Genomic DNA, 20,185 nt, shown 5'->3' with positions numbered 1-20,185 from the left:
GGAAGCCATCGTGGGTAAACCTCTTAAGTCCGTATTCAAAAAAGAACATCGTGACGATGTCAGCAATCCCAGCGCTAACCCGGTATTTTCCAGCGTGGCGGAGATGTTCCTCTCCCGCCGACGCTTCTTGCAGATGGGTGCCGTAGCCGGTGCCGCCGCCTCTTTCCCGTTCCTGCTCAAGCCTGAAAGCGCCCTTGCGGCGGTCTCACAGCCTTCCGCCCTGAGCAAGGCTGTTGCGCTCGGCTTTACCAGCATTCCGGTCTCCACCGACGACACGGTCAGGGTGCCCGAGGGCTACATCGCCCGGCCTTTCTACCGCTGGGGCGACGCCACTGGCATGAAAGGTGCCATGCCAGCGTTCAAATTTGACGCCAGCAACACTACCGATGAGCAGGCGGCCCAGGCGGGCATGCACCATGACGGTATGGCGTGGTTCAGCCTGCCGCAGGGGGAGGAGAACCCCGGCCACGGCCTGCTGGCGATGAACCATGAGTATATCGACAACGGCATGCTCTTTACCGACGGCACCGCCAACTGGAGCCTGGACAAAGCGCGTAAAGGCCAGAACGCGATGGGGGTGTCGGTTATCGAAGTGAAAAAGAACGGCAGTGACTGGGAAGTGGTGCGCCCCTCCAGCTTCGCCCGCCGCATCACGGTCAACACCCCGATGCAGATCACCGGCCCGGCGCGTCAGCAGGATTTAATGAAAACCGCCGCCGATCCGCAGGGCGAGCGGGTGCTCGGCACCATGCAGAACTGCGCCAACGGCCACACCCCGTGGGGGACTTATCTCACCTGCGAAGAGAACTGGTCAGATATTTTTGTTAAGAAAGGCGAGCGGAACGCGCTGGAGAAGCGCTACGGCATCAGCGACAGCGATGAGTCCTACCGCTGGAGCGAAGTGGACGACCGCTTCAACGTGGATAAAACCCCTAACGAGCCCAACCGCTTTGGCTGGGTGGTCGAGATCGACCCCTACAACCCGGACTCGACGCCGCGCAAGCACACCGCGCTGGGGCGCTTCAAACATGAAGGCGCCGCTGTCACCCTGGCCGCCGATAAGCGCGTGGTCACCTACATGGGCGACGACCAGAAGTTTGAGTACATCTATAAATTTGTCTCCGACAATAAATATAACCCGGCGGATCGCGACGCCAACATGCAGCTGCTGACCACCGGCACGCTCTACGTCGCCCGCTTCAACGACGACGGCTCCGGCGAATGGCTGCCGCTGGTCTTCGGCCAGAACGGGCTGGATAAGAGCAAAGGCTTCGAAAGCCAGGGCGATCTGCTGATCAAAACCCGTCTGGCGGCCGACGCGGTGGGCGCGACCAAAATGGATCGCCCGGAGTGGATCGCGGTCGATCCCCACAGCAGCGGCAGCGTCTACTGCACCCTGACCAACAACAGCGATCGCGGTAAAGAGGGCAAAGCGCCGGTGGACGCGGCCAACCCGCGGGCCAATAACACCTTCGGCCACATCATGCACTGGCTCGAAGAGGGGAGCGATCCCGCGGCCCTGCGCTTCAAATGGGATATTCTGGTGCTGGCCGGACGCACGGACACGACGGATGAAAAGGCGAAGGGCAGCATGAAGGGGGCCGAATTCGGCAGCCCGGACGGCCTCTCGTTCGATCATCAGGGGGTGCTATGGATCCAGACCGATGTCTCCTCCAGCACCATTAATAAGAAAGCCTACGAGGGGATGGGCAATAACCAGATGGTGGCGACCATTCCGGGCACCAACGAGTATCGCCGCTTCCTGACGGGCCCGCGCGGCTGCGAAATTACCGGTATCGCCTTCACGCCGGATAACCGCACGCTGTTTATCAATATTCAGCATCCGGGTGAGGGCGGGGACGACATTACCGACCCGGCAAACCCGCGCGCCGTCTCCAACTGGCCGGACAACAACCCGAACGGACGTCCCCGGGCGTCAACGGTCGTCATCACCAAAGCGGACGGCGGCCTGATCGGTTCGTGATCCCCTCCCGCCGGGCAGCAACTGTTGCCCGGCGTTTAACTTGCTCCCGTCTGCCTGAAGTGTTAAAAGGTGCCCCTTCCTCAAAAAGAGACAGGGCCAGGCCGTGAGAAACGCCTCATCCGCTTCAGACAAAAGTGCTGCTGAAGCCGCGTCGGAACAGACACCGACGCTCCATCGTGGTTTACAAAATCGACATATTCAACTTATCGCTCTCGGTGGCGCTATCGGCACCGGACTGTTCCTCGGTATCGGGCCCGCCATTCAGATGGCCGGCCCCGCCGTGCTGCTGGGCTATGCCATTGCGGGCATGATCGCCTTTCTGATCATGCGCCAGCTTGGCGAGATGGTGGTTGAAGAGCCGGTCTCCGGCTCCTTCGCCCATTTCGCCTACAAATACTGGGGCCCTTTCGCGGGCTTCCTGTCGGGCTGGAACTACTGGGTAATGTTCGTGCTGGTGGGCATGGCGGAGCTGACCGCCGCAGGCATCTATATGCAGTACTGGCTCCCGGACGTACCCACCTGGGTCTGGGCCGCGGCGTTCTTCATCATCATTAACGCCGTCAACCTGGTGAACGTGCGCCTGTATGGCGAGACGGAGTTCTGGTTTGCCCTGATCAAGGTGCTGGCGATTATCGGCATGATCGGCTTTGGCCTGTGGCTGCTCTTCTCCGGACACGGCGGCGAGCGGGCGACCATCGACAACCTGTGGCAGCACGGCGGCTTCCTCGCGACCGGCTGGAAAGGGCTGGTACTGTCGCTGGCGGTGATCATGTTCTCCTTTGGCGGGCTGGAGCTGATCGGCATCACCGCCGCGGAAGCGCAGGATCCGCATAAAAGCATTCCGAAAGCGGTCAACCAGGTGGTGTACCGTATTCTGCTGTTTTATATCGGTTCACTGGTGGTGCTGCTGGCGCTCTACCCGTGGGTGGAAGTGAAGTCCGACAGCAGTCCGTTTGTGATGATTTTCCACGATCTGAACAGCAACGTGGTGGCCTCGGCGCTCAACTTTGTGATTCTGGTGGCCTCGCTGTCGGTCTATAACAGCGGCGTCTACTCCAACAGCCGGATGCTCTTTGGTCTCTCCGTGCAGGGCAACGCCCCGAAATTCTTAACCCGCGTCAGCCGTCGCGGCGTGCCGGTCAATTCGCTGCTGCTCTCCGGGGGCATTACCTCGCTGGTGGTGCTGATCAATTATCTGCTGCCGCACGAAGCCTTTGGCCTGCTGATGGCGCTGGTGGTGGCAACGCTGCTGCTGAACTGGATCATGATCTGTCTGGCCCACCTGCGTTTTCGCGCGGCGATGCGTCGCAAAGGGCGCGAGACGCAGTTCAAAGCGCTGCTCTATCCGGCGGGTAACTATCTCTGTATCGCCTTCCTGGGGATGATCCTGGTGCTGATGTGCACCATGGATGGCATGCGCACCTCGGCGATCCTGCTCCCGGTGTGGATTGTCTTCCTGTTTGCGGCGTTTAAACTCTCCCGCAAAAAGTAGTGCGGTTTCTGCCCGGCGGCGCTGCGCTTGCCGGGCAGAAATAATCAAATGTGGAACGCGACCCGCTTTCCGGTAGGCAGTATGACATCAATACTCACTTCGCCTCCTAAAGCTGTAACGTAGCGTTTCAGGGTAGAAAGGCGCGGATCATTATCCGGCTGCTCTATTTTCGCAACAGTAGGCTGTTTAACGCCCATCGCGGCGGCAAGCTCTGTTTGCGACATATTGAGCTCTTCACGCAGTTGGTTGAGCGCAACAATAATGCGTAATTCTTCAACCTTAGCGGCTATCCGCTCCTGGCTTTCTTCACTCTGCTGGGCCATCAGTTCTTTTAACGTTGCCATTTGGCCTCCTTACTCGCCAGATATTTGCTGAACTCAGCGTCAGCTATGTTAATCATACGCTTATAGAAATGCTTATCACCCGCGCCTGTCTTGTTGCCAGCGCATAAAATAATGGCCTGACGCCCGGGATCGAAGGCAAAAAAAGCGCGAACCGGATCCCCTGCATGCTGAATGCGTAGCTCTTTCATATTGGTGTATTGCGATGCCTTAACGGTATCAACCCAGGGCCGCCCCAGTTGAGGGCCATACTCAGAAAGAATATGCAACGCAGCCAGGACATCTTCTTTCAGGACTTGTTTCTAATGGTGAAACCATTCGTCAAACATATCCGTTGTTTCGACTTCCCACATAGTGATTTCCTTATAGCCTTTTGGCTATAAAATATTATAGCCAAAAGGCTATACCTGCAACCGCCCAGCTTGCATAAAAACCGTAGGCCGGGTAAGGCGAAGCCGCCACCCGGCACCCCCGCGCACCCCACTTCACCTTTATCGTGACCCCTCTCGCACTTCTTAACCGATCCCCAGGATCTTTATTTTGTAATCGATTACTTTTCATTTGATACGGTTTGTAATCGATTACTTTTTAAGGGTGGGGCTTATCATGGTGTCGACAACTGAAAGTAGTGGAAAGGTGACAGGGGAGTATCGGCTGCTGGTACCGCGCCTCTCCCTGATGATGTTCCTGCAATTTTTTATCTGGGGTAGCTGGTCAGTAACGCTCGGTCTGGTGATGACCCAGCACAACATGTCATTGCTGATTGGCGACGCCTTCTCCGCCGGGCCGATCGCCTCTATTTTATCGCCGTTTGTGCTCGGAATGCTGGTGGACCGCTTCTTCGCCTCGCAGAAGGTGATGGCGGTGATGCACCTGGCCGGAGCGGCGATCCTGTGGTTCGTGCCTGGCGCACTAATTGCTGAAAATGGCGCGCTGCTAATCGGCCTGCTGTTTGGCTACACGCTTTGCTACATGCCAACCCTGGCGCTGACCAATAACATCGCCTTCCACAGCCTGGCGAACATCGACAAGACCTTCCCGGTGGTCCGCGTGTTTGGCACCATCGGCTGGATTGTGGCGGGGATCTTTATCGGCGTTACCGGCGTGGCCGCAAGCATTACCATCTTCCACGTGGCGGCGGCCAGCTCCGTCCTGCTGGCGCTCTACAGCCTGACGCTGCCGCACACGCCTGCCCCGGCCAAAGGGATGCCGGTGAAGGTGCGCGATCTCTTCTGCGCCGACGCCTTCGCCCTGCTGAAAACCCGTCACTTCTTTATCTTCTGCCTTTGCGCGATGCTGATCTCCGTCCCGCTCGGCACCTACTACGCTTATACCGCCTCTTACCTGGCGGATGCCGGGATCGCGGATGTCAGTACCGCCATGTCCTTCGGCCAGATGTCCGAAATCTTCTTTATGCTGGTGATCCCGCTGCTGTTCCGCCGTCTGGGCGTTAAATACATGCTGCTGATCGGCATGCTGGCGTGGTTTGTCCGCTACGCGATGTTTGCTCTGGGGGTAAGTGAAGAGGGACGCATTCTGCTCTATCTCGGCATCCTGCTGCACGGCGTCTGCTATGACTTCTTCTTTGTGGTGGGCTTTATCTATACCGACCGCGTGGCGGGCGAAAAGGTCAAAGGCCAGGCGCAGAGCATGATCGTGATGTTCACTTATGGTATCGGCATGCTGCTCGGCTCGCAGATTTCCGGCGCGCTCTACAACCGCCTGGTGGCGGGACAGACCGTGCCACAGGCGTGGGTAACATTCTGGTGGATCCCGGCGGTGGCTGCTGCCGTGATTGCACTCGTTTTCCTTGTCTCGTTCAAATATGACGATGACAAGGCGTAATTTCTGGAGGTGGTATGAGGACGATTAAAGGCCCGGGTATTTTTCTGTCGCAGTTTATCGGGGAGCATCCGCCGTTCAACACCCTCGACGGGCTGGCCGGTTGGGCGGCGGAAAAGGGCTACAAAGCGCTGCAAATGCCCTGCAACCATAAAGCGATTTTTGACGTCGAGCAGGCGGCAGAAAGCCAGACCTACTGCGACGAGATAAGCGGCAGGCTGGCGGAGAAGGGGCTGGTCATCAGCGAGCTCTCCACCCATCTGGAGGGGCAGCTTATCGCGGTCAATCCGGTCTACGACGAGGCGTTCGATAACTTCGCTCCTCCGGCGGTGCGCGGTAACGCCAGCGCCCGCCAGGCCTGGGCAACCGACATTGTAAAAAAGGCGGCGGTGGCCTCGGCACGGCTCGGATTAACGGCTCACGCCACCTTCTCGGGATCGCTGGCCTGGCCGTTTATCTATCCCTGGCCGCCGCACAACGAGGCGCGTTTTGCGGAGGCGTTCAGTGAACTGGCCCGCCGCTGGCGACCCATTCTGGATACGTTCGATGAGCAGGGGGTTAACGTCTGCTATGAAATTCATCCCGGGGAAGATCTGCACGACGGCGTCACCTTCGAGCGTTTTCTGGCGCTGGTAGACAACCATCCGCGCTGCAACATGCTTTACGATCCGAGCCACCTGCTGTTGCAGCAGATCGATTATCTGACCTGGATCGATCACTACCACACCCGCATCAAGGCGTTTCATGTTAAGGATGCCGAATTCCGTCCCAACGGGCGCAGCGGGGTGTATGGCGGCTATCAGAGCTGGATCAACCGCGCCGGACGCTTCCGCTCGCCGGGGGACGGGCAGATCGACTTTAAGGGCATCTTCAGCAAGCTGACCCAGTACGACTACGACGGCTGGGCGGTGCTGGAGTGGGAGTGCTGCCTGAAAGATGGCGAAACCGGGGCGCAGGAAGGGCGCGAGTTTATCTCCCGCCATATTATCCCGGTATCCGATCGGGCATTTGATGATTTCGCCGCAGGAGAGCGTGATGATTAACGTCGGCATTATCGGCAGCGGCTTTATCGGCCCGGCGCATATCGAAGCCCTGCGCCGCCTGGGGTTTGTGCAGGTGGTCGCCCTCTGCGATGGCTCGCTGGAGCAGGCGCAAGAGAAAGCCCGGGCGCTGAATATTCCCCACGCTTACGGCAGTGTGGAGGCACTGCTGGCGCACCCGGAGCTGCACGTGGTGCACAACTGCACCCCTAACCATCTGCATGCGGCGATCAACCGCCAGATCCTGCGTGCCGGTAAACATGTTTTCTCCGAAAAGCCGCTGTGCATGACGCCAGACGAGGCCCGGGAGCTGGTCACGCTGGCGGAACAGGCGGGGGTGATACACGGCGTGAGCTTTGTCTACCGTCAGTTTGCGATGGTGCGCCAGGCGGCGAGCATGGTAGAAGCTGGCTCCCTCGGACGGCTCTTTGCCGCCCACGGCAGTTACCTGCAGGACTGGATGCTGCTGGAAACCGACTACAACTGGCGAGTTGATGCCGCGCTCGGGGGCGCATCGCGGGCGGTGGCCGATATCGGTTCCCACTGGTGCGACACTATTCAATTCCTGACCGGACGGCGCATCACCGAAGTGATGGCCGATCTCGCTATCGTCTGGCCGACCCGCAAGGCGAACGTCGCCGGCACTCAAACCTTCAGCCAGGCGGGCGATGCGGTATATGAAGACAAACCCGTCACCACCGAGGATTTCGGCTCGGTGCTGTTCCGCTTTGACGATGGCAGTAAGGGCAGCTTTAACGTCTCGCAGGTGAGCGCCGGACGTAAAAACCGCCTGAGCCTCGAGGTAAACGGTAGCGAGGGCTCCGTGGCCTGGGATCAGGAGGTGCCGCAGCAGCTGTGGTTGGGCCATCGGGCGCAGGCCAATCAAGTACTGACGGACGATCCGGGCCTGATGAACCGGGATGTGGCCGACAGCGCCCACTTCCCGGGCGGCCATATCGAAGGCTGGCCGGATGCCTTTAAAAATATGATGGCGCACTTTTATCAGGCGGTACAGGCGGGCAGGATGCCGGAGAAGCCGGTGTTCGCCACCTTCCATGACGGGGCGAGCGTCATGTATATCATTGATGCGATAGTCAAAAGCCATCAGCAGCAGCGCTGGGTCGCTGTCGCGCAGTAATACGTTGCCCGGTGCGCCGGGCAGCCCATTTATGGTAGCCTGCTGCAAACGCAAACTGCAGGATCACTCGTCGCTATGTCAATTCAGAAAATCGCCCAACTGGCGGGCGTCTCGGTGGCGACGGTATCACGCGTGCTGAATAACAGCGATACCGTCAAAGCCAAAAACCGCGATCGCGTCTTGCAGGCGATTAAAGAGGCGAACTATCAGCCCAATCTTCTGGCCCGCCAGCTGCGCACGGCGCGCAGCTATATGGTGCTGGTGATGGTTTCCAACATTGCCAACCCGTTCTGCGCCGAGGTGGTGAAGGGCATTGAGGAGCAGGCGGAGAAAAACGGCTACCGCATTCTGCTGTGTAACTCCGGCTCCGATATTGAACGCTCCCGCTCGGGGCTCAGCCTGCTCTCGGGCAAAATGGTCGACGGCATTATCACCATGGATGCCTTCACCCGCCTCCCCGAACTGGCGGCACTCATCGGCGATGCCCCCTGGGTACAGTGCGCCGAATACGCCGATGCGGGGGCGGTCTCCTGTGTGGGGATCAACGATGTCGACGCCTCCCAGCATGTGGTCAGCCGCCTGGCCGACGGCGGGCGACAGCGGATTGCGCTTATCAACCACGACCTGAGCTACAAATATGCCCGCCTGCGCGAGCGGGGCTATAAAAGCGTGCTGCATCTGCGTGACCTGGCGTATCAGGCGGTCGAGTATGCGAGCGATCTGAGTGCGGCGGCCGGGATGGCGGCGATGAGCAAACTGCTGGCAACAGAGCCGCGTCCGGATGCGGTGTTTGCGGTCTCCGATACCCTGGCCGCAGGAGCGTTACGCGCTATCGAAAAGGCCGGGCTGCGCGTGCCGGAAGATATCGCGGTGGTGGGTTTCGATGGTACCGAGCTGTCGGAGATGGTCTCGCTGACCACCATTGAACAGCCATCGCGGGATATCGGGCGCAAGGCGGTCGATCTGCTGCTGAACAAAATCGACAACCCCGATGCGCCCACGGAGCGGGTGATGATGAACTGGCGCTTTATTTCCCGCGCCAGCACCTGAGTTATTTTGCCAGCACGCCGGCCAGCGAGCGAATATCGTTTCCGGTCGGCGACTGGTGAATGCGCAGGCCAAATTCATCGATCACCGCAAAAATATGGTCGAAAATGTCGGCCTGAATCGCCTCATATTCCGCCCAGATGACGGTGTTGGTAAACGCATAGATTTCAATCGGCAGACCGTTGGCGTCCGGTGCTAACTGGCGCACCATCAGGGTCATATCCTGGCGAATACGCGGATGGTTACGCAGATATTCATTCAGATAGGCGCGGAAGGTACCAATATTGGTCATTTTGCGCAGGTTTAGCACCGATTCGCCTTCACCGTTTTGCTGATTCCACAGGGTGATTTCCTCATGGCGCGTGGCCATATAGGGCTTGAGCAGCTTCGCCTGAATCAGCCGCTGTTGCTCCTGTTCGTCGAGAAAATGAATGCTGGTGGTATCAATGTTCAGGCTGCGCTTAATCCGTCGTCCGCCGGAGGCTGACATGCCGCTCCAGTTGATAAAGGCGTCGGAGACCAGCGCCCAGGTCGGAATGGTCGTAATCGTGTTATCAAAATTACGCACCTTGACGGTGGTCAGGCCGATATCGGTTACCGTGCCGTTCGCGCCATATTTCGGCATCTCCAGCCAGTCGCCGAGCTTGAGCATATCGTTGGCCGAGAGCTGAATGCCCGCCACCAGCCCGAGAATCGGATCTTTAAACACCAGCATCAGCACCGCCGCCATCGCGCCCAGGCCGCTAATCAGAATGGCGGGAGACTGACCAATCAGCAGGGAGATAATCAGGATCCCCACCAGAATGGCGCTCACCAGCTTGATGCCCTGGAAGATACCCTTCAGCGGCAGCTGCGAGGCGGTGGCCATTTTTTGCGACAGGTTGAATATCACGTCCAGCAGCGAGAAGAACGCCAGCAGGGCGTAAATCATCACCCACAGCTTCGCGCAGGTGGTTAATATCTCTGCCGCATCGCTGCCTTTTTGCAGCCACAATACCGCCTGAACGTTGACGATGATCCCCTGCAGGGTAAAGGCCAGACGGTGAAATAATTTATTCTGGGTGATGATTTGCAGCCATAAATGGCTGCTGGCTCGGGCGCGTTTCTCGAAGGCCCGCAATACCACTTTGTGCAGAATAAAGTGAATAATCAGTGCAGTAAGAAAAATAATTCCAAAGATAATCACGAGGGAAGTGGTGTGATTAATTTCAATACCTGACTCTTCGACCAGGGAAATAAACTCCTGCATAACATCTCCTGTATTAAAGCAGCCGCCATAATGGCGGCTGCGGATCGATTATGCAAACCCCGGGGCTTATCGGGACGCGTGGCAGGCTTTCGTCACCGGCAGGCTAAGACGATGGCGCAGCCGCAAGGTCGCCAGCGCCAGTACCACCATCATGCCCGTTTCTACCGCCAGGAAGAAGTTAATCGCCTCCGCGTAATCCCCGTGATGGTTTTGCAGGGCGTGGAGCAAAATCGCGCCAAATATCGCAGGCCCCAGGCCGAGCGCCGCCTGTTGCAGGGTGCTGAGAATGGCGCTGGCGGCCCCCGCGTCGTCGGGCTGAATATCGCGCATGCCGATGCGGTAGAAACTGTTCACAATCAGCGCCTGGCCGTAGCCGACCAGCCCGGTGACCGGGGCGAGGGTCAGGGCGGTGTTTTCCAGCCCCCAGATGCGGAAGGTGGCGATGAGCGCCAGCAGGCCGGTTATCTGAATTGCCAGGCCGGTAAGCAGAATGGTGCTGGTGCTGTAGCGGGCAATCAGGCGCGGGGCAAACCATGCCGAGACAAAATAGGTTACGCCCAGGGCGATAAAGCTGTTGCCGGACTGCCACGGGGCCATCCCCAGGCCGGTCTGCATGGTCAGCGCCATGCAGAACATAAACCCGGACCAGACGCTGAAAAAGAGCAGCGCAATCAGCACGCCAAAGCGAATGCTGCCGAGCTGCATCAGACGCGGTGGGATCAGCGGGTGGGCATCCTCCCGCTCTTTTTTACGCGCGTTCAGCACCATCAACCAGCCCAGCGGAATAATAGCGAGAAGCATCGCCTTCAGCGGCCAGGACCAGTGCCACTGCGGCCCCAGCGCCATCGGGAACAGCAGGCAGCAGAGGATCGCGGCCAGCAGCGCGGTGCCCGGCCAGTCGATGCGCGACGGCGTATCGCGACGGGTTTCCGGAACAAAACGACGGCTCAGGGCCAGCACCAGCAGGCAGATCGGCACGTTGATAAAGAAGGCGTTGCGCCAGCCCAGCCCGGCGATATCCGCCGACACCAGCCAGCCGCCGCCCATCTGCCCGACGATAAAGGCAATCCCGCCGATGCCGCCAAACAGACTGATGGCTCTGGCGTGAGCGGTGCCTTTCAGCGTCACATGCAGGGTGGCGAGGATCTGCGGCATGATCAGCGCAGCCCCCGCGCCCTGCACGATGCGTGCGGCCAGCAGTTGCTCAATATTGCCTGCCACGCCGCACAGCAGTGAGGCCAGGCCAAAGCTCGCCACGCCCCACATAAACAGACGGCGGCGCCCGAGGTTATCTCCCAGCTTGCTGCCGAGCGCCAGACAGACGGCGAAGGCCACCCCGTAGAGGGCGACAATCAGCTCCAGCTCGGTGGCGGTGGCGTGCAGCGAGTGGGTGATGGAATCCAGCGCCACGTTGGTGATCGAGGTATCGATCAGCGGCAGCATCTGGCCGGTTAACAGCAATATCAGGCCTGCCCGGCCCGGTGAAACAACTGACCTATTCATGGTGACTCCATTGCGTCATTCATCAGATGGTCGTAGCATCAACCATCTGATAAACGGGTACCAGTTCTTGCTTATACTGGTACTGGCACTACTATGCAGGGGGCACTATGGCGCTGATGTCTGAACCGGTCACCGCACTCCAGGATGACACCCGTAAACAGCTGGGCGCCTTTTTACGTGCCCGACGCGAAAGTCTCGACCCGCAGCGTCTTGGCCTGCCGCGCAGCGGTCGCCGCCGCACGCCGGGCCTGCGGCGTGAAGAGGTGGCCATGCTGGCGGATGTGGGCGTCACCTGGTACACCTGGCTCGAGCAGGGCAGGAATGTAAACCCGTCCAGCGCGGTGATGGCGGCGGTGGCGAAAGCGCTGCAATGTACCCCGACCGAAGCCCGCCACCTCTTTCTGCTGGCTGGCCTGCCGCCGGGCGAAGCGCCGCAGGCGGTCTACTGCGAGGGGATCAGCGAAGGCACCCGACGTCTGCTCGATACTCTGATGCCAAAACCCGCCAGCATTCAGAAACCGAATTTCGATATCGTGGCGTGGAATGACAGCTTCGGTCATCTGATGGGCGTCGACTTTAACGCCATTCCGCCGGAAGATCGCAACTGTATCTATCTCTTCCTCACCCATCCGGCGTGGCGCGCCCGGCTGGGCAAGCGCGGCGATGTACTGCCGATTTTTGTCTCCTATTTTCGCGCGGCGATGGCCGAGCACCGGGGCGACCCGCAGTGGGAGGCCAAACTGGCACGCTTCTTTGCGGTATCTGAGGAGTTTGAAAGTCTGTGGCACCAGCGCAACGACGTGCGCGGCGTGGAAAACCAGCTCAAGCTCTTTACCCATCCCGAACTGGGGGATTTTCATCTCCAGCAGATGTACTGGTACTCCGCCCCGCGCAACGGCTCGCGGCTGCTGGTCTATCTGCCGGTGGATGAGGCGGGAGAGAGGGCAATGGCGTGGCTGGCTGCACAGAAATAATTTCTGCGAGGGGCTTTCAGGGAATAGAAGTCACACCGGTCTGACCTGGATATAAGGGTGTAAGGTAAATCACGAAAGGCAAAATTAGCCTTTAATGCAAATTGCCTTACATGCTAATATCTCCAGGGATGAAAAATCGTGTTCAGACTTATCGTTCATCAGGCAGTCAGAGAAGAGATCCTCTCGTTGCCTGCAGGCGTACAGGCGAAGCTGATTCGTCAGCTTGATAAATTGCGTACTAACCCAACGGCGCTTCGGGAGCCCGACAGCGAGCCATTACCCCATGGTTTGTTTGAAATAAGAACCGTCGGTCTGATTCATAGTCGCGGGATCTATATATATCAGCGGGAAAAAACAATTTATCTGCTGCGTGTATTTATCAAGAAGACGAAGAAAACGCCTTCTGCTGAAATCCGTCTGGCACTGAAAAGACAACAGGAGATGTTGGATGAGCAAGAAGATCATTGACTGGGATACGTTAAGAGCGGAGCTGTTAAGCGATTCAGATGTGCAGGCTGCCTTTGACGCCGAAGAGCGTAAGGCGCGGCTACAGGAGATGCTGGCACAGTGGCGCAAACAGGCTGGACTGACGCGTGCTCAGGTGGCGGAGCGCATGGGGGTCAGCGCGCCAACCGTCTCCCGAATGGAAGCCAATATTACCCGTGCGAGTCTGGATACCTTAACGCGTTACGCGTTGGTGTGCGGCGTTAAGCATCCGCAGATTACGCTCTATTGAAAACAGGCACGCCGGAACCCAGCGTGCCAGTAATCATTAGCACTCAGTCACAATCGTGTTCAGCGGCAGACGCGATTTCGGCAGCGTGGCGTTGAAATCTTCCACGCTGTGATGCCCGACCGGCACGACCACCAGGCTGGTAAAGCCTTTCTCTTTCAGACCAAACTCTTCATCGAGGATGGCGGCGTCAAAGCCTTCAATTGGCACGGCGTCCAGGCCCATTGCGGCCACGCCCAGCAGGAAGTTGCCGACGTTCAGGTAAACCTGTTTTGCCATCCAGTGATGATCGTCTTTCAGATCGACACGGTGCATATCGGCGAAGAAGGTGCGGCCCTTGTGGTTAGCAGCTTTCGCTTCCGGGGTGGCGAAGCGGCCATCGGCCTCTTCCTGATCCACCACGCGGTTCAGCCAGGCATCGTCCATCGCGGTTTTGGCGCAGAACACCACCACGTGAGAGGCATCCAGCATTTTGCGTTCGTTGAAGACAAAGCCACCGGCTGCGGATTTCGCCACGCGCGCTTTGCCTTCTTCGGTGCTGGCGACGATAAAGTGCCACGGCTGCGAGTTGGTGCTCGACGGGCTGTACTGCAGCAGAGTTTTAATCTGTTCCGCCTGGTCGGCAGTCAATTTTTTGCTCGGATCAAAGGCCTTTGTTGAGTGACGTTTTAAGGCAACAGAGATGATATCCATAACGACTCCTGGGGTTTAATGCAAAAGGGAAAATGATACAAAGGGAAAGGAACAAAGGTAAGGGCATTCCGAGCGCTTAAGGGCCCGGACGCAGACGTTTTTGCTCTTTTTTCGGCAGCTTATCCACCACCAGATGCCACGAATCATTGACCAGATCGGCGATCAGCTCAGGGGTGATATCCTCCGCCGCATAAATCGAGATCCAGTGCTTTTTATTCAGATGGTAGCCAGGCTCAATGCCCCGGTAGATCTGCTGGTTGAGCAGCGATTTTTGCGGGTCGGACTTCAGGCTTACGTGCTGGCGTCCGCGCGCGACGCCAATCAGCATAAAAATCTTGCCGCCGACCTTAAACACATCGTAGTCCGGGCCGAACGGCCAGCAGTGTTCGGTAAAGGGCAGCTCCAGCGCCACCTGTTTTGCACAGGCGGCGAGCGTTTTACTGTCCATCGCTATCCTCTTCGGCCAGCGCCCGCCACATCGCTTCAAAACCCAGCGCCTTAAATTCGGCTGCGCGGGCCGGTTCGCGAGTAGCGAAGGACATGGTGGTCTCCGCCAGGGATAAAAAGAGCGCGTCGCCAAACAGCCGGAACTCTTCCGACATAAACACCGGGCGGATATGGCGACGGCACAGCTCATGCAGCTCCGGGAACATCTCATGCACCGCCTGCTCAGTTTCGGCATTGATCTTCTCGCTCACCCCAAGCTGGCGGATGGCGCCGTGGGCCACCGGATTGCGGATCCCCCAGTCAACGTAGCTGTTCCAGATATTGCGGGTATGCTCTTTTGGCTGGGTCAGGGCGCGATCCATATTCGCCAGCATGGTCTGGCATAGATCCTGTTTCAGGTGCAGATAGAGGGCGTTAAGCAGGTCGTCTTTGGTAGCGAAATAGCGAAACAGGGTGCCTTCTGCCACGCCTGCACTGCGGGCGATTAACGCGGTAGAAGCCGCAATGCCGGACTGGGCAAACGCGGTGGTTGCCGCGTCCAGCAACGCCAGTTTTTTATCTTCACTTTTCGGACGAGCCACTGCATTTCCTCCAGGTAATGTGCAAAAACCCCGATTGAATCATGCCCTTTGTGGGGCTGCAACGCGGAATGTCAAAGATCTTAAAACGTCTTGACGACTTTCGCATCACTTCTATAATGAGTGCTTACTCACTCATAATCAAGTTTTGCCCGCGCAGGCCATCGGATGGGGCGCGAATTCGGGTCGGGATATGAAAAAGCGTTTTATTGTTAGCGTGGTGGTAGTGATGATGATTGCATCCGCGGCGAGTTTGCCGTTTGTACTCAATGCCGGGTTCGGCCAGCCGCCACAGGGCGCGCAGCTGAATGAGTTTGCCGCCTCGCCGCAGTATCGCGATGGCCAGTTCCATAACACCTTGCCGACGCCCGGCTTTACCGGCAATAAGAACATGCTGGCGGCGTGGTGGGATTTTCTGGTGACGAAGCGTGAGAACGCACGTCCGGCCCAGCCGCTGCCGCTGGTGAAAACCGATCTGGCCACGCTGCCCTTGGATCAAGAGACGCTGGTCTGGCTCGGCCACTCCTCGTGGTATCTGCAGCTGGCAGGCAAACGCATTCTGATCGATCCGGTATTCAGCAACTATGCCGCACCTTTCTCTTTTCTCAATAAAGCCTTTGCCGGGGAGGACCCGTGGCGTGCCGAAGAGATGCCCGATATCGATCTGCTGATTATCTCGCACGATCACTACGATCATCTCGACTACGCCACCATCAAAGCCCTGTTGCCCAAAGTGAAGCGCGTGGTCACGCCGCTCGGGGTGGGATCGCACCTGCGCTACTGGGGGATGGAACCCTCGATCATTGAGGAGCGGGACTGGGAGCAGTCGGTGCGGATCAGCGACGATCTCACCGTACATGTCCTGCCGGCGCGCCACTTCTCCGGGCGCGGGCTCAAGCGCAACCAGACGCTGTGGGGCAGCTTTATGTTTGTCACCCCAGAGACGAAAGTGTTCTACAGCGGTGATTCTGGCTATGGCCCGCACTTTAGCGCCATTGGCGAGCGCTTCGGCGCCGTCGATCTGGCGATCATGGAGAACGGCCAGTATGACCAGGACTGGAAGTACATCCACATGCAGCCTGCCGAAACGGCGCAGGCGGCGGCGGATCTTAATGCCAGCGCGGTAGTACCGGGCCACTCCGGGCGCTTTGTGCTGGCAAAACACACCTGGAACGACCCACTGATCCAGCTTACGCAGGCCAGCAAGGATAAAAAATATCGCCTGCTGACTCCGGAGCTCGGTGAGCCGGTCAGGGTAGATGATGCCACGCAACAATTTCGTGCGTGGTGGGAATAATGTTAAATCGAAGAGCAGAGGGGGAGAGCAGCATGACTATTTCCGCTCAGGTTATCGACACCATTGTCGAGTGGATCGACGACAACCTTCATCAGCCGTTGCGTATCGAGGATATCGCCCGACATGCGGGCTACTCCAAATGGCACTTACAGCGGCTGTTTATGCAGTATAAAGGCGAGAGTCTGGGGCGCTATATTCGCGAACGTAAGCTGCGGCTGGCGGCGCGGGATCTGCGTGAATCAGACGAAAAGGTCTACGATATCTGCCTGCGTTACGGCTTTGACTCCCAGCAGACCTTTACCCGCGTCTTTACCCGCACCTTTAACCAGCCGCCTGGGGCGTATCGCAAGGATAACCACAGTCGCGCGCATTAACAGCAGACTTAACGCGCAAACCAGCGGCGCCAGATGAAACGCAGAATAAAGAATTCAATGGCGCCGAGCAGTAAAAACCACAGGCAAAAGATGATGGTGTAAAGCTGATTCAGATCCATCAGATGGAAGAGGGTCATCAGCTTTTGCGCCACCACCAGCCCCAGCGACGGCGCAGGCAGTAACAGAACGGAGAGAAAGGCCATCAACAAAATGCCGCCTGCCGTTAACAGCGGTTCTAACGGGTGTCTCATGATTATGTTAATCGTCAGTTAAAAATAACATTGTCACGGATAGGGCTTCGTAAAGCAATATCAACCGTCAGACGCAGGCGAGATAAATAATGGTCCGCTAATTCGCTAATATTTCCCCGTCAGAAAAATCTCTATTCAATTAACCTGCGTTAATGTCAATTATTGTCAGCCTCCGGCGAATAGTTTTACAAAGGTATAGGTACTCATTCCAATTAACGTTGCAATAACAATGGCAACAAAAATATATAACGCCAGGCGTCGTCCGCGATAAATCCCAAACATGGTTCCCTCTCGTTTAGTTTCGGTTTAGAAATAATTTGTAAAAATCGCTCTGATGAAATGAAACGTTACCGGTTTAATGCCGCCGACAACAATAATAGTGCGATAAATTAATTTTCCTGACAACCCAATATTGTCGACAGATTTATAAAAGCAGATATGGAATTCAGGCTTTTGCTCACCGCAATCTGAAGGAGCTGAAATATGACCAAAATGCACCACACCCAGACGCCGCCGCCCACCACGCCAGACATGGCCTATCAGCAGACCGTAGAGCAGGCGCTTGCCGCGCAGCAGAGCACCGCGGCGGGTCTGAGCCGCGCGCAAGCACAGGCGCGACTGGACAAGCATGGCCCCAACGCGCTGCCGGAGAAGAAAGCCAGACCAGCCTGGCTGCGTTTTCTGGCCCATTTTAACGATGTGCTGATTTATGTATTGCTGGCCGCTGCACTATTAACGGCAATAATGGGCCACTGGATCGATACCCTGGTTATTCTGGGGGTGGCGGTCATTAACGCGTTAATTGGTCATATTCAGGAAAGTAACGCCGAAAAATCACTGAGCAGTATCCGGAATATGCTCGCCAGCGATGCCCGTGTTATTCGTGATGGCGATCATGAAACAATACCCACAACTGAAATAGTTCCCGGGGATATTATTGTTCTGCGTGCCGGAGATCGTATTCCGGCCGATATGCGTTTAATTGAGGCGCATAATTTACGCGTTGAAGAGGCTATTCTCACCGGCGAATCGACGGTGGTGGATAAACATACCCAGCCGCTGAACGGGGAATTACCGCTCGGCGACCGCACCAACCTGGTCTTCTCCGGTACCACGGTGAGCGCAGGCGGCGGCGTTGGGGTAGTCATTGCCACCGGCCTGGAGACCGAGCTGGGCCACATTAATCAGATGATGGCCGGGATTGAAAAGCACCGCACTCCGCTGCTGGTGCAGATGGACAAACTCGGCAAGGCCATCTTCGGGATCATCATGGCGATGATGGCCGCGCTGTTCGTCTTTAGCCTGCTGCTGCGCGACATGCCGCTCGGCGAGCTGCTGCTCTCTTTGATTAGCCTGGCCGTGGCGGCGGTTCCGGAAGGTCTGCCTGCCATTATCTCGATTATCCTGTCGCTGGGCGTGCAGGCGATGGCCCGCAAGCGCGCTATTATCCGTAAACTGCCCACCGTAGAAACTCTGGGGGCGATGACCGTGGTCTGCTCGGATAAAACCGGCACCCTGACCATGAACGAGATGACCGTTAAGGCGATCATCACCGCCGACAGCTGCTACCGCGTTGAGGGCGACAGCTATGCCCCGGAAGGCAACATCTCTCTGGAGGGCAGCGACGAGCCGGTGCAGATCCAGCCGGGTACGGTGCTGGAGCACTATCTGCGCACCATCGACCTGTGTAACGACAGCCAGATGATCCAGGACGAGCGCGGCCTGTGGCGTATCACCGGCGGGCCGACCGAAGGTGCGCTGAAGGTACTGGCGGCCAAAGCGCGGCTGGCACCGGTAACGACCACGCTGATTAACAAGATCCCGTTTGACTCCCAGTACAAGTACATGAGCGCCCACTATCGGATAGGTGACGAGGAGCAGATCCTCATCACCGGCGCGCCGGACGTTATTTTCGCTCTCTGCGCGCAGCAGCAGACCCGCAATGGCGCCGAAGCCTTCAACCGCAGCTACTGGGAAGCTGAGATGGAGCGTTACGCGCGTCAGGGGCTGCGTATGGTGGCGGCGGCGTACAAACCGGCGAACGGTGAGCAGACGTTAACCCACGACGACCTCAGCCACGGCCTGATCTTCCTCGGTATCGCCGGGATGATGGATCCGCCGCGTCCGGAAGCGATCGACGCCATTCATGCCTGCCAGCAGGCGGGGATCCGCGTCAAGATGATCACCGGGGATCACCCGCAGACGGCCATGAGTATCGGCCAGATGCTGGGGATCGCCAACAGTGGCCAGGCGGTGACCGGCTCCCAGCTGGAACAGATGGATGATAGCGAGCTGGCAAAAGCGGCGGTGGAGTACGATATCTTCGCCCGCACCAGCCCGGAGCATAAGCTGCGTCTGGTGAAAGCCTTGCAGGAGAAAGGTGAAATCGTCGGTATGACCGGCGACGGTGTAAACGATGCCCCGGCGCTGCGCCAGGCGGACGTGGGCATCGCGATGGGCATCAAGGGCACGGAAGTGACCAAAGAGGCGGCGGATATGGTCCTGACGGACGACAACTTCGCCACTATCGCCAGCGCGGTGAAAGAGGGGCGTCGCGTCTACGACAACCTGAAGAAGACCATTCTGTTTATCATGCCGACCAACCTCGCGCAGGGGCTGCTGATTGTGATTGCCCTGCTGGCGGGGAACATCATTCCCCTGACGCCGGTGCTGATTTTGTGGATGAACATGGCGACCTCCGCCACGCTCTCCTTCGGGCTGGCGTTTGAGGCCGCCGAGCGCAACATCATGCGTCGCCCGCCGCGTCAGACCGGGCAGCACGTGATGGATGGTTATGCCGTCTGGCGGGTGGCCTTTGTCGGCACCCTGATCGCCGTCGCCGCCTTTGCGCTGGAAGCCTGGCTGGCTCCGCGCGGCCACAGCGCGGAGTTCATTCGCACCGTGCTGCTGCAGATGCTGGTCTGCGCCCAGTGGGTCTACATGATTAACTGCCGCAACACCGAAGGCTTCTCCCTGAACCGCGGTTTGCTGGCGAACAAAGGCATCTGGCTGGTGACGGGCGTGCTGTTGCTGCTGCAGCTGGCGATTATCTACCTGCCGTTTATGCAGATGCTGTTCGGCACCGAAGCGCTGCCGCTGCGCTACTGGGGTGTAACCCTGGCGACCGCGGGCGCGATGTTCTTCATCGTCGAAATCGAGAAGCGACTGACCCGCAGGTTCCGTAAGGCGGTATAACGTTTGC

At 58.0% G+C, this 20,185-nt stretch carries 20 protein-coding genes; 12 read left to right on the top strand and 8 right to left on the bottom strand.

Annotated features, from left to right (window positions below; all coding sequences use genetic code 11):
* The first annotated feature begins 10 nt into the window (after positions 1-10).
* Positions 11-1,984, top strand: a complete 1,974-nt coding sequence (locus DVA44_RS18185) for a PhoX family phosphatase (RefSeq protein ID WP_114387742.1) — start codon at positions 11-13, stop codon at positions 1,982-1,984.
* Positions 1,985-2,087: 103 nt separating this feature from the next.
* A complete protein-coding gene (gene pheP, locus DVA44_RS18180) occupies positions 2,088-3,476 on the top strand; it encodes a phenylalanine transporter (protein WP_114387741.1) in 1,389 nt (462 codons plus the stop codon).
* A 44-nt stretch (positions 3,477-3,520) separates the two neighbouring features.
* Here pheP and DVA44_RS18175 read toward each other — a convergent pair whose 3' ends face one another.
* Both DVA44_RS18175 and DVA44_RS18170 read right to left on the bottom strand, forming a co-directional pair.
* The gene (locus tag DVA44_RS18175) at positions 3,521-3,820 is read right to left on the bottom strand and encodes a helix-turn-helix domain-containing protein (protein ID WP_103178550.1); all 300 of its coding nucleotides are present in this window, start codon (positions 3,818-3,820) and stop codon (positions 3,521-3,523) included.
* The gene (locus DVA44_RS18170; RefSeq protein ID WP_246843642.1) at positions 3,808-4,110 is read right to left on the bottom strand and encodes a type II toxin-antitoxin system RelE/ParE family toxin; all 303 of its coding nucleotides are present in this window, start codon (positions 4,108-4,110) and stop codon (positions 3,808-3,810) included. The genes DVA44_RS18175 and DVA44_RS18170 overlap by 13 nt, the downstream gene beginning before the upstream one ends.
* A gap of 313 nt (positions 4,111-4,423) precedes the next feature.
* On the opposite strand from DVA44_RS18170, the gene DVA44_RS18165 reads away from it, so the two are divergent.
* The 4 genes from DVA44_RS18165 to DVA44_RS18150 all read left to right on the top strand — a co-directional run bounded on the left by DVA44_RS18165 (position 4,424) and on the right by DVA44_RS18150 (position 8,887).
* A complete protein-coding gene (locus DVA44_RS18165) occupies positions 4,424-5,662 on the top strand; it encodes an MFS transporter (protein WP_114387740.1) in 1,239 nt (412 codons plus the stop codon).
* Positions 5,663-5,676: 14 nt separating this feature from the next.
* On the top strand, positions 5,677-6,702 hold the full coding sequence (locus DVA44_RS18160) for a sugar phosphate isomerase/epimerase (RefSeq protein ID WP_114387739.1): 1,026 nt from the start codon (positions 5,677-5,679) through the stop codon (positions 6,700-6,702).
* A complete protein-coding gene (locus tag DVA44_RS18155) occupies positions 6,695-7,837 on the top strand; it encodes a Gfo/Idh/MocA family protein (protein WP_114387738.1) in 1,143 nt (380 codons plus the stop codon). Before DVA44_RS18160 ends, DVA44_RS18155 begins: the two co-directional genes overlap by 8 nt.
* 75 nt (positions 7,838-7,912) lie before the next feature.
* On the top strand, positions 7,913-8,887 hold the full coding sequence (locus DVA44_RS18150; protein WP_114387737.1) for a LacI family DNA-binding transcriptional regulator: 975 nt from the start codon (positions 7,913-7,915) through the stop codon (positions 8,885-8,887).
* 1 nt (position 8,888) lies between these two features.
* Here DVA44_RS18150 and DVA44_RS18145 read toward each other — a convergent pair whose 3' ends face one another.
* The gene (locus DVA44_RS18145; protein ID WP_103824110.1) at positions 8,889-10,133 is read right to left on the bottom strand and encodes a mechanosensitive ion channel family protein; all 1,245 of its coding nucleotides are present in this window, start codon (positions 10,131-10,133) and stop codon (positions 8,889-8,891) included.
* Between the two features lie 66 nt (positions 10,134-10,199).
* Positions 10,200-11,636 carry an MFS transporter gene (locus DVA44_RS18140; protein WP_114387736.1) on the bottom strand — a complete coding sequence of 479 codons (1,437 nt, stop codon included), beginning with the start codon at positions 11,634-11,636 and terminating at the stop codon, positions 10,200-10,202.
* Positions 11,637-11,743: 107 nt separating this feature from the next.
* Between DVA44_RS18140 and DVA44_RS18135 the strand changes: the two genes are divergently transcribed.
* The 3 genes from DVA44_RS18135 (at position 11,744) to DVA44_RS18125 (ending at position 13,346) form a co-directional block, all read left to right on the top strand.
* A complete protein-coding gene (locus tag DVA44_RS18135) occupies positions 11,744-12,610 on the top strand; it encodes a helix-turn-helix transcriptional regulator (RefSeq protein WP_114387735.1) in 867 nt (288 codons plus the stop codon).
* Positions 12,611-12,748: 138 nt separating this feature from the next.
* A complete protein-coding gene (locus tag DVA44_RS18130; RefSeq protein ID WP_114387734.1) occupies positions 12,749-13,078 on the top strand; it encodes a type II toxin-antitoxin system RelE/ParE family toxin in 330 nt (109 codons plus the stop codon).
* The gene (locus tag DVA44_RS18125; protein ID WP_103178559.1) at positions 13,059-13,346 is read left to right on the top strand and encodes a helix-turn-helix transcriptional regulator; all 288 of its coding nucleotides are present in this window, start codon (positions 13,059-13,061) and stop codon (positions 13,344-13,346) included. The genes DVA44_RS18130 and DVA44_RS18125 overlap by 20 nt, the downstream gene beginning before the upstream one ends.
* Before the next feature lie 36 nt (positions 13,347-13,382).
* Here the strand turns inward: DVA44_RS18125 and nfsB are convergent, their stop codons facing one another.
* The 3 genes from nfsB to DVA44_RS18110 form a co-directional block, all read right to left on the bottom strand.
* Positions 13,383-14,036, bottom strand: coding sequence for an oxygen-insensitive NAD(P)H nitroreductase (nfsB, locus tag DVA44_RS18120; RefSeq protein ID WP_114387733.1), 654 nt, complete (start codon positions 14,034-14,036; stop codon positions 13,383-13,385).
* Positions 14,037-14,112: 76 nt separating this feature from the next.
* Positions 14,113-14,484 (bottom strand): MmcQ/YjbR family DNA-binding protein, encoded by a 372-nt coding sequence (locus DVA44_RS18115; RefSeq protein ID WP_114387732.1) that lies wholly within the window; start codon positions 14,482-14,484, stop codon positions 14,113-14,115.
* Positions 14,474-15,064, bottom strand: coding sequence for a TetR/AcrR family transcriptional regulator (locus DVA44_RS18110; protein ID WP_114315708.1), 591 nt, complete (start codon positions 15,062-15,064; stop codon positions 14,474-14,476). Before DVA44_RS18110 ends, DVA44_RS18115 begins: the two co-directional genes overlap by 11 nt.
* 190 nt (positions 15,065-15,254) lie before the next feature.
* On the opposite strand from DVA44_RS18110, the gene DVA44_RS18105 reads away from it, so the two are divergent.
* A complete protein-coding gene (locus DVA44_RS18105) occupies positions 15,255-16,358 on the top strand; it encodes an MBL fold metallo-hydrolase (protein WP_114387731.1) in 1,104 nt (367 codons plus the stop codon).
* Between the two features lie 32 nt (positions 16,359-16,390).
* Complete coding sequence (locus DVA44_RS18100) at positions 16,391-16,732, top strand: RamA family antibiotic efflux transcriptional regulator (protein WP_103178564.1); 342 nt, start codon at positions 16,391-16,393, stop codon at positions 16,730-16,732.
* Between the two features lie 8 nt (positions 16,733-16,740).
* On the opposite strand, the gene DVA44_RS18095 is transcribed toward DVA44_RS18100, so the two are convergent.
* Positions 16,741-16,983 (bottom strand): DUF1158 domain-containing protein, encoded by a 243-nt coding sequence (locus tag DVA44_RS18095; protein WP_114387730.1) that lies wholly within the window; start codon positions 16,981-16,983, stop codon positions 16,741-16,743.
* 492 nt (positions 16,984-17,475) lie between these two features.
* Here DVA44_RS18095 and DVA44_RS18090 point away from each other — a divergent pair, with 492 nt between their 5' ends.
* Positions 17,476-20,178, top strand: a complete 2,703-nt coding sequence (locus tag DVA44_RS18090; protein ID WP_371413873.1) for a cation-transporting P-type ATPase — start codon at positions 17,476-17,478, stop codon at positions 20,176-20,178.
* Positions 20,179-20,185: the final 7 nt, after the last annotated feature.

Origin of the sequence: Leclercia sp. W17 (genome assembly GCF_003336325.1) — a bacterium.
Taxonomy (GTDB): domain Bacteria; phylum Pseudomonadota; class Gammaproteobacteria; order Enterobacterales; family Enterobacteriaceae; genus Enterobacter.
This window is presented reverse-complemented; position numbering and strand designations above follow the sequence as displayed.

Bases quoted from the DNA above. Each gene is read 5' to 3' on its own strand.
- DVA44_RS18175 (WP_103178550.1), bottom strand. From the start codon at position 3,820: ATGGCAACGTTAAAAGAACTGATGGCCCAGCAGAGTGAAGAAAGCCAG.
- DVA44_RS18165 (WP_114387740.1), top strand. From the start codon at position 4,424: ATGGTGTCGACAACTGAAAGTAGTGGAAAGGTGACAGGGGAGTATCGG.
- DVA44_RS18160 (WP_114387739.1), top strand. From the start codon at position 5,677: ATGAGGACGATTAAAGGCCCGGGTATTTTTCTGTCGCAGTTTATCGGG.
- DVA44_RS18155 (WP_114387738.1), top strand. From the start codon at position 6,695: ATGATTAACGTCGGCATTATCGGCAGCGGCTTTATCGGCCCGGCGCAT.
- DVA44_RS18150 (WP_114387737.1), top strand. From the start codon at position 7,913: ATGTCAATTCAGAAAATCGCCCAACTGGCGGGCGTCTCGGTGGCGACG.
- DVA44_RS18145 (WP_103824110.1), bottom strand. From the start codon at position 10,133: ATGCAGGAGTTTATTTCCCTGGTCGAAGAGTCAGGTATTGAAATTAAT.
- DVA44_RS18140 (WP_114387736.1), bottom strand. From the start codon at position 11,636: ATGAATAGGTCAGTTGTTTCACCGGGCCGGGCAGGCCTGATATTGCTG.
- DVA44_RS18135 (WP_114387735.1), top strand. From the start codon at position 11,744: ATGGCGCTGATGTCTGAACCGGTCACCGCACTCCAGGATGACACCCGT.
- DVA44_RS18125 (WP_103178559.1), top strand. From the start codon at position 13,059: ATGAGCAAGAAGATCATTGACTGGGATACGTTAAGAGCGGAGCTGTTA.
- nfsB (WP_114387733.1), bottom strand. From the start codon at position 14,036: ATGGATATCATCTCTGTTGCCTTAAAACGTCACTCAACAAAGGCCTTT.
- DVA44_RS18115 (WP_114387732.1), bottom strand. From the start codon at position 14,484: ATGGACAGTAAAACGCTCGCCGCCTGTGCAAAACAGGTGGCGCTGGAG.
- DVA44_RS18105 (WP_114387731.1), top strand. From the start codon at position 15,255: ATGAAAAAGCGTTTTATTGTTAGCGTGGTGGTAGTGATGATGATTGCA.
- DVA44_RS18100 (WP_103178564.1), top strand. From the start codon at position 16,391: ATGACTATTTCCGCTCAGGTTATCGACACCATTGTCGAGTGGATCGAC.
- DVA44_RS18095 (WP_114387730.1), bottom strand. From the start codon at position 16,983: ATGAGACACCCGTTAGAACCGCTGTTAACGGCAGGCGGCATTTTGTTG.
- DVA44_RS18090 (WP_371413873.1), top strand. From the start codon at position 17,476: ATGCACCACACCCAGACGCCGCCGCCCACCACGCCAGACATGGCCTAT.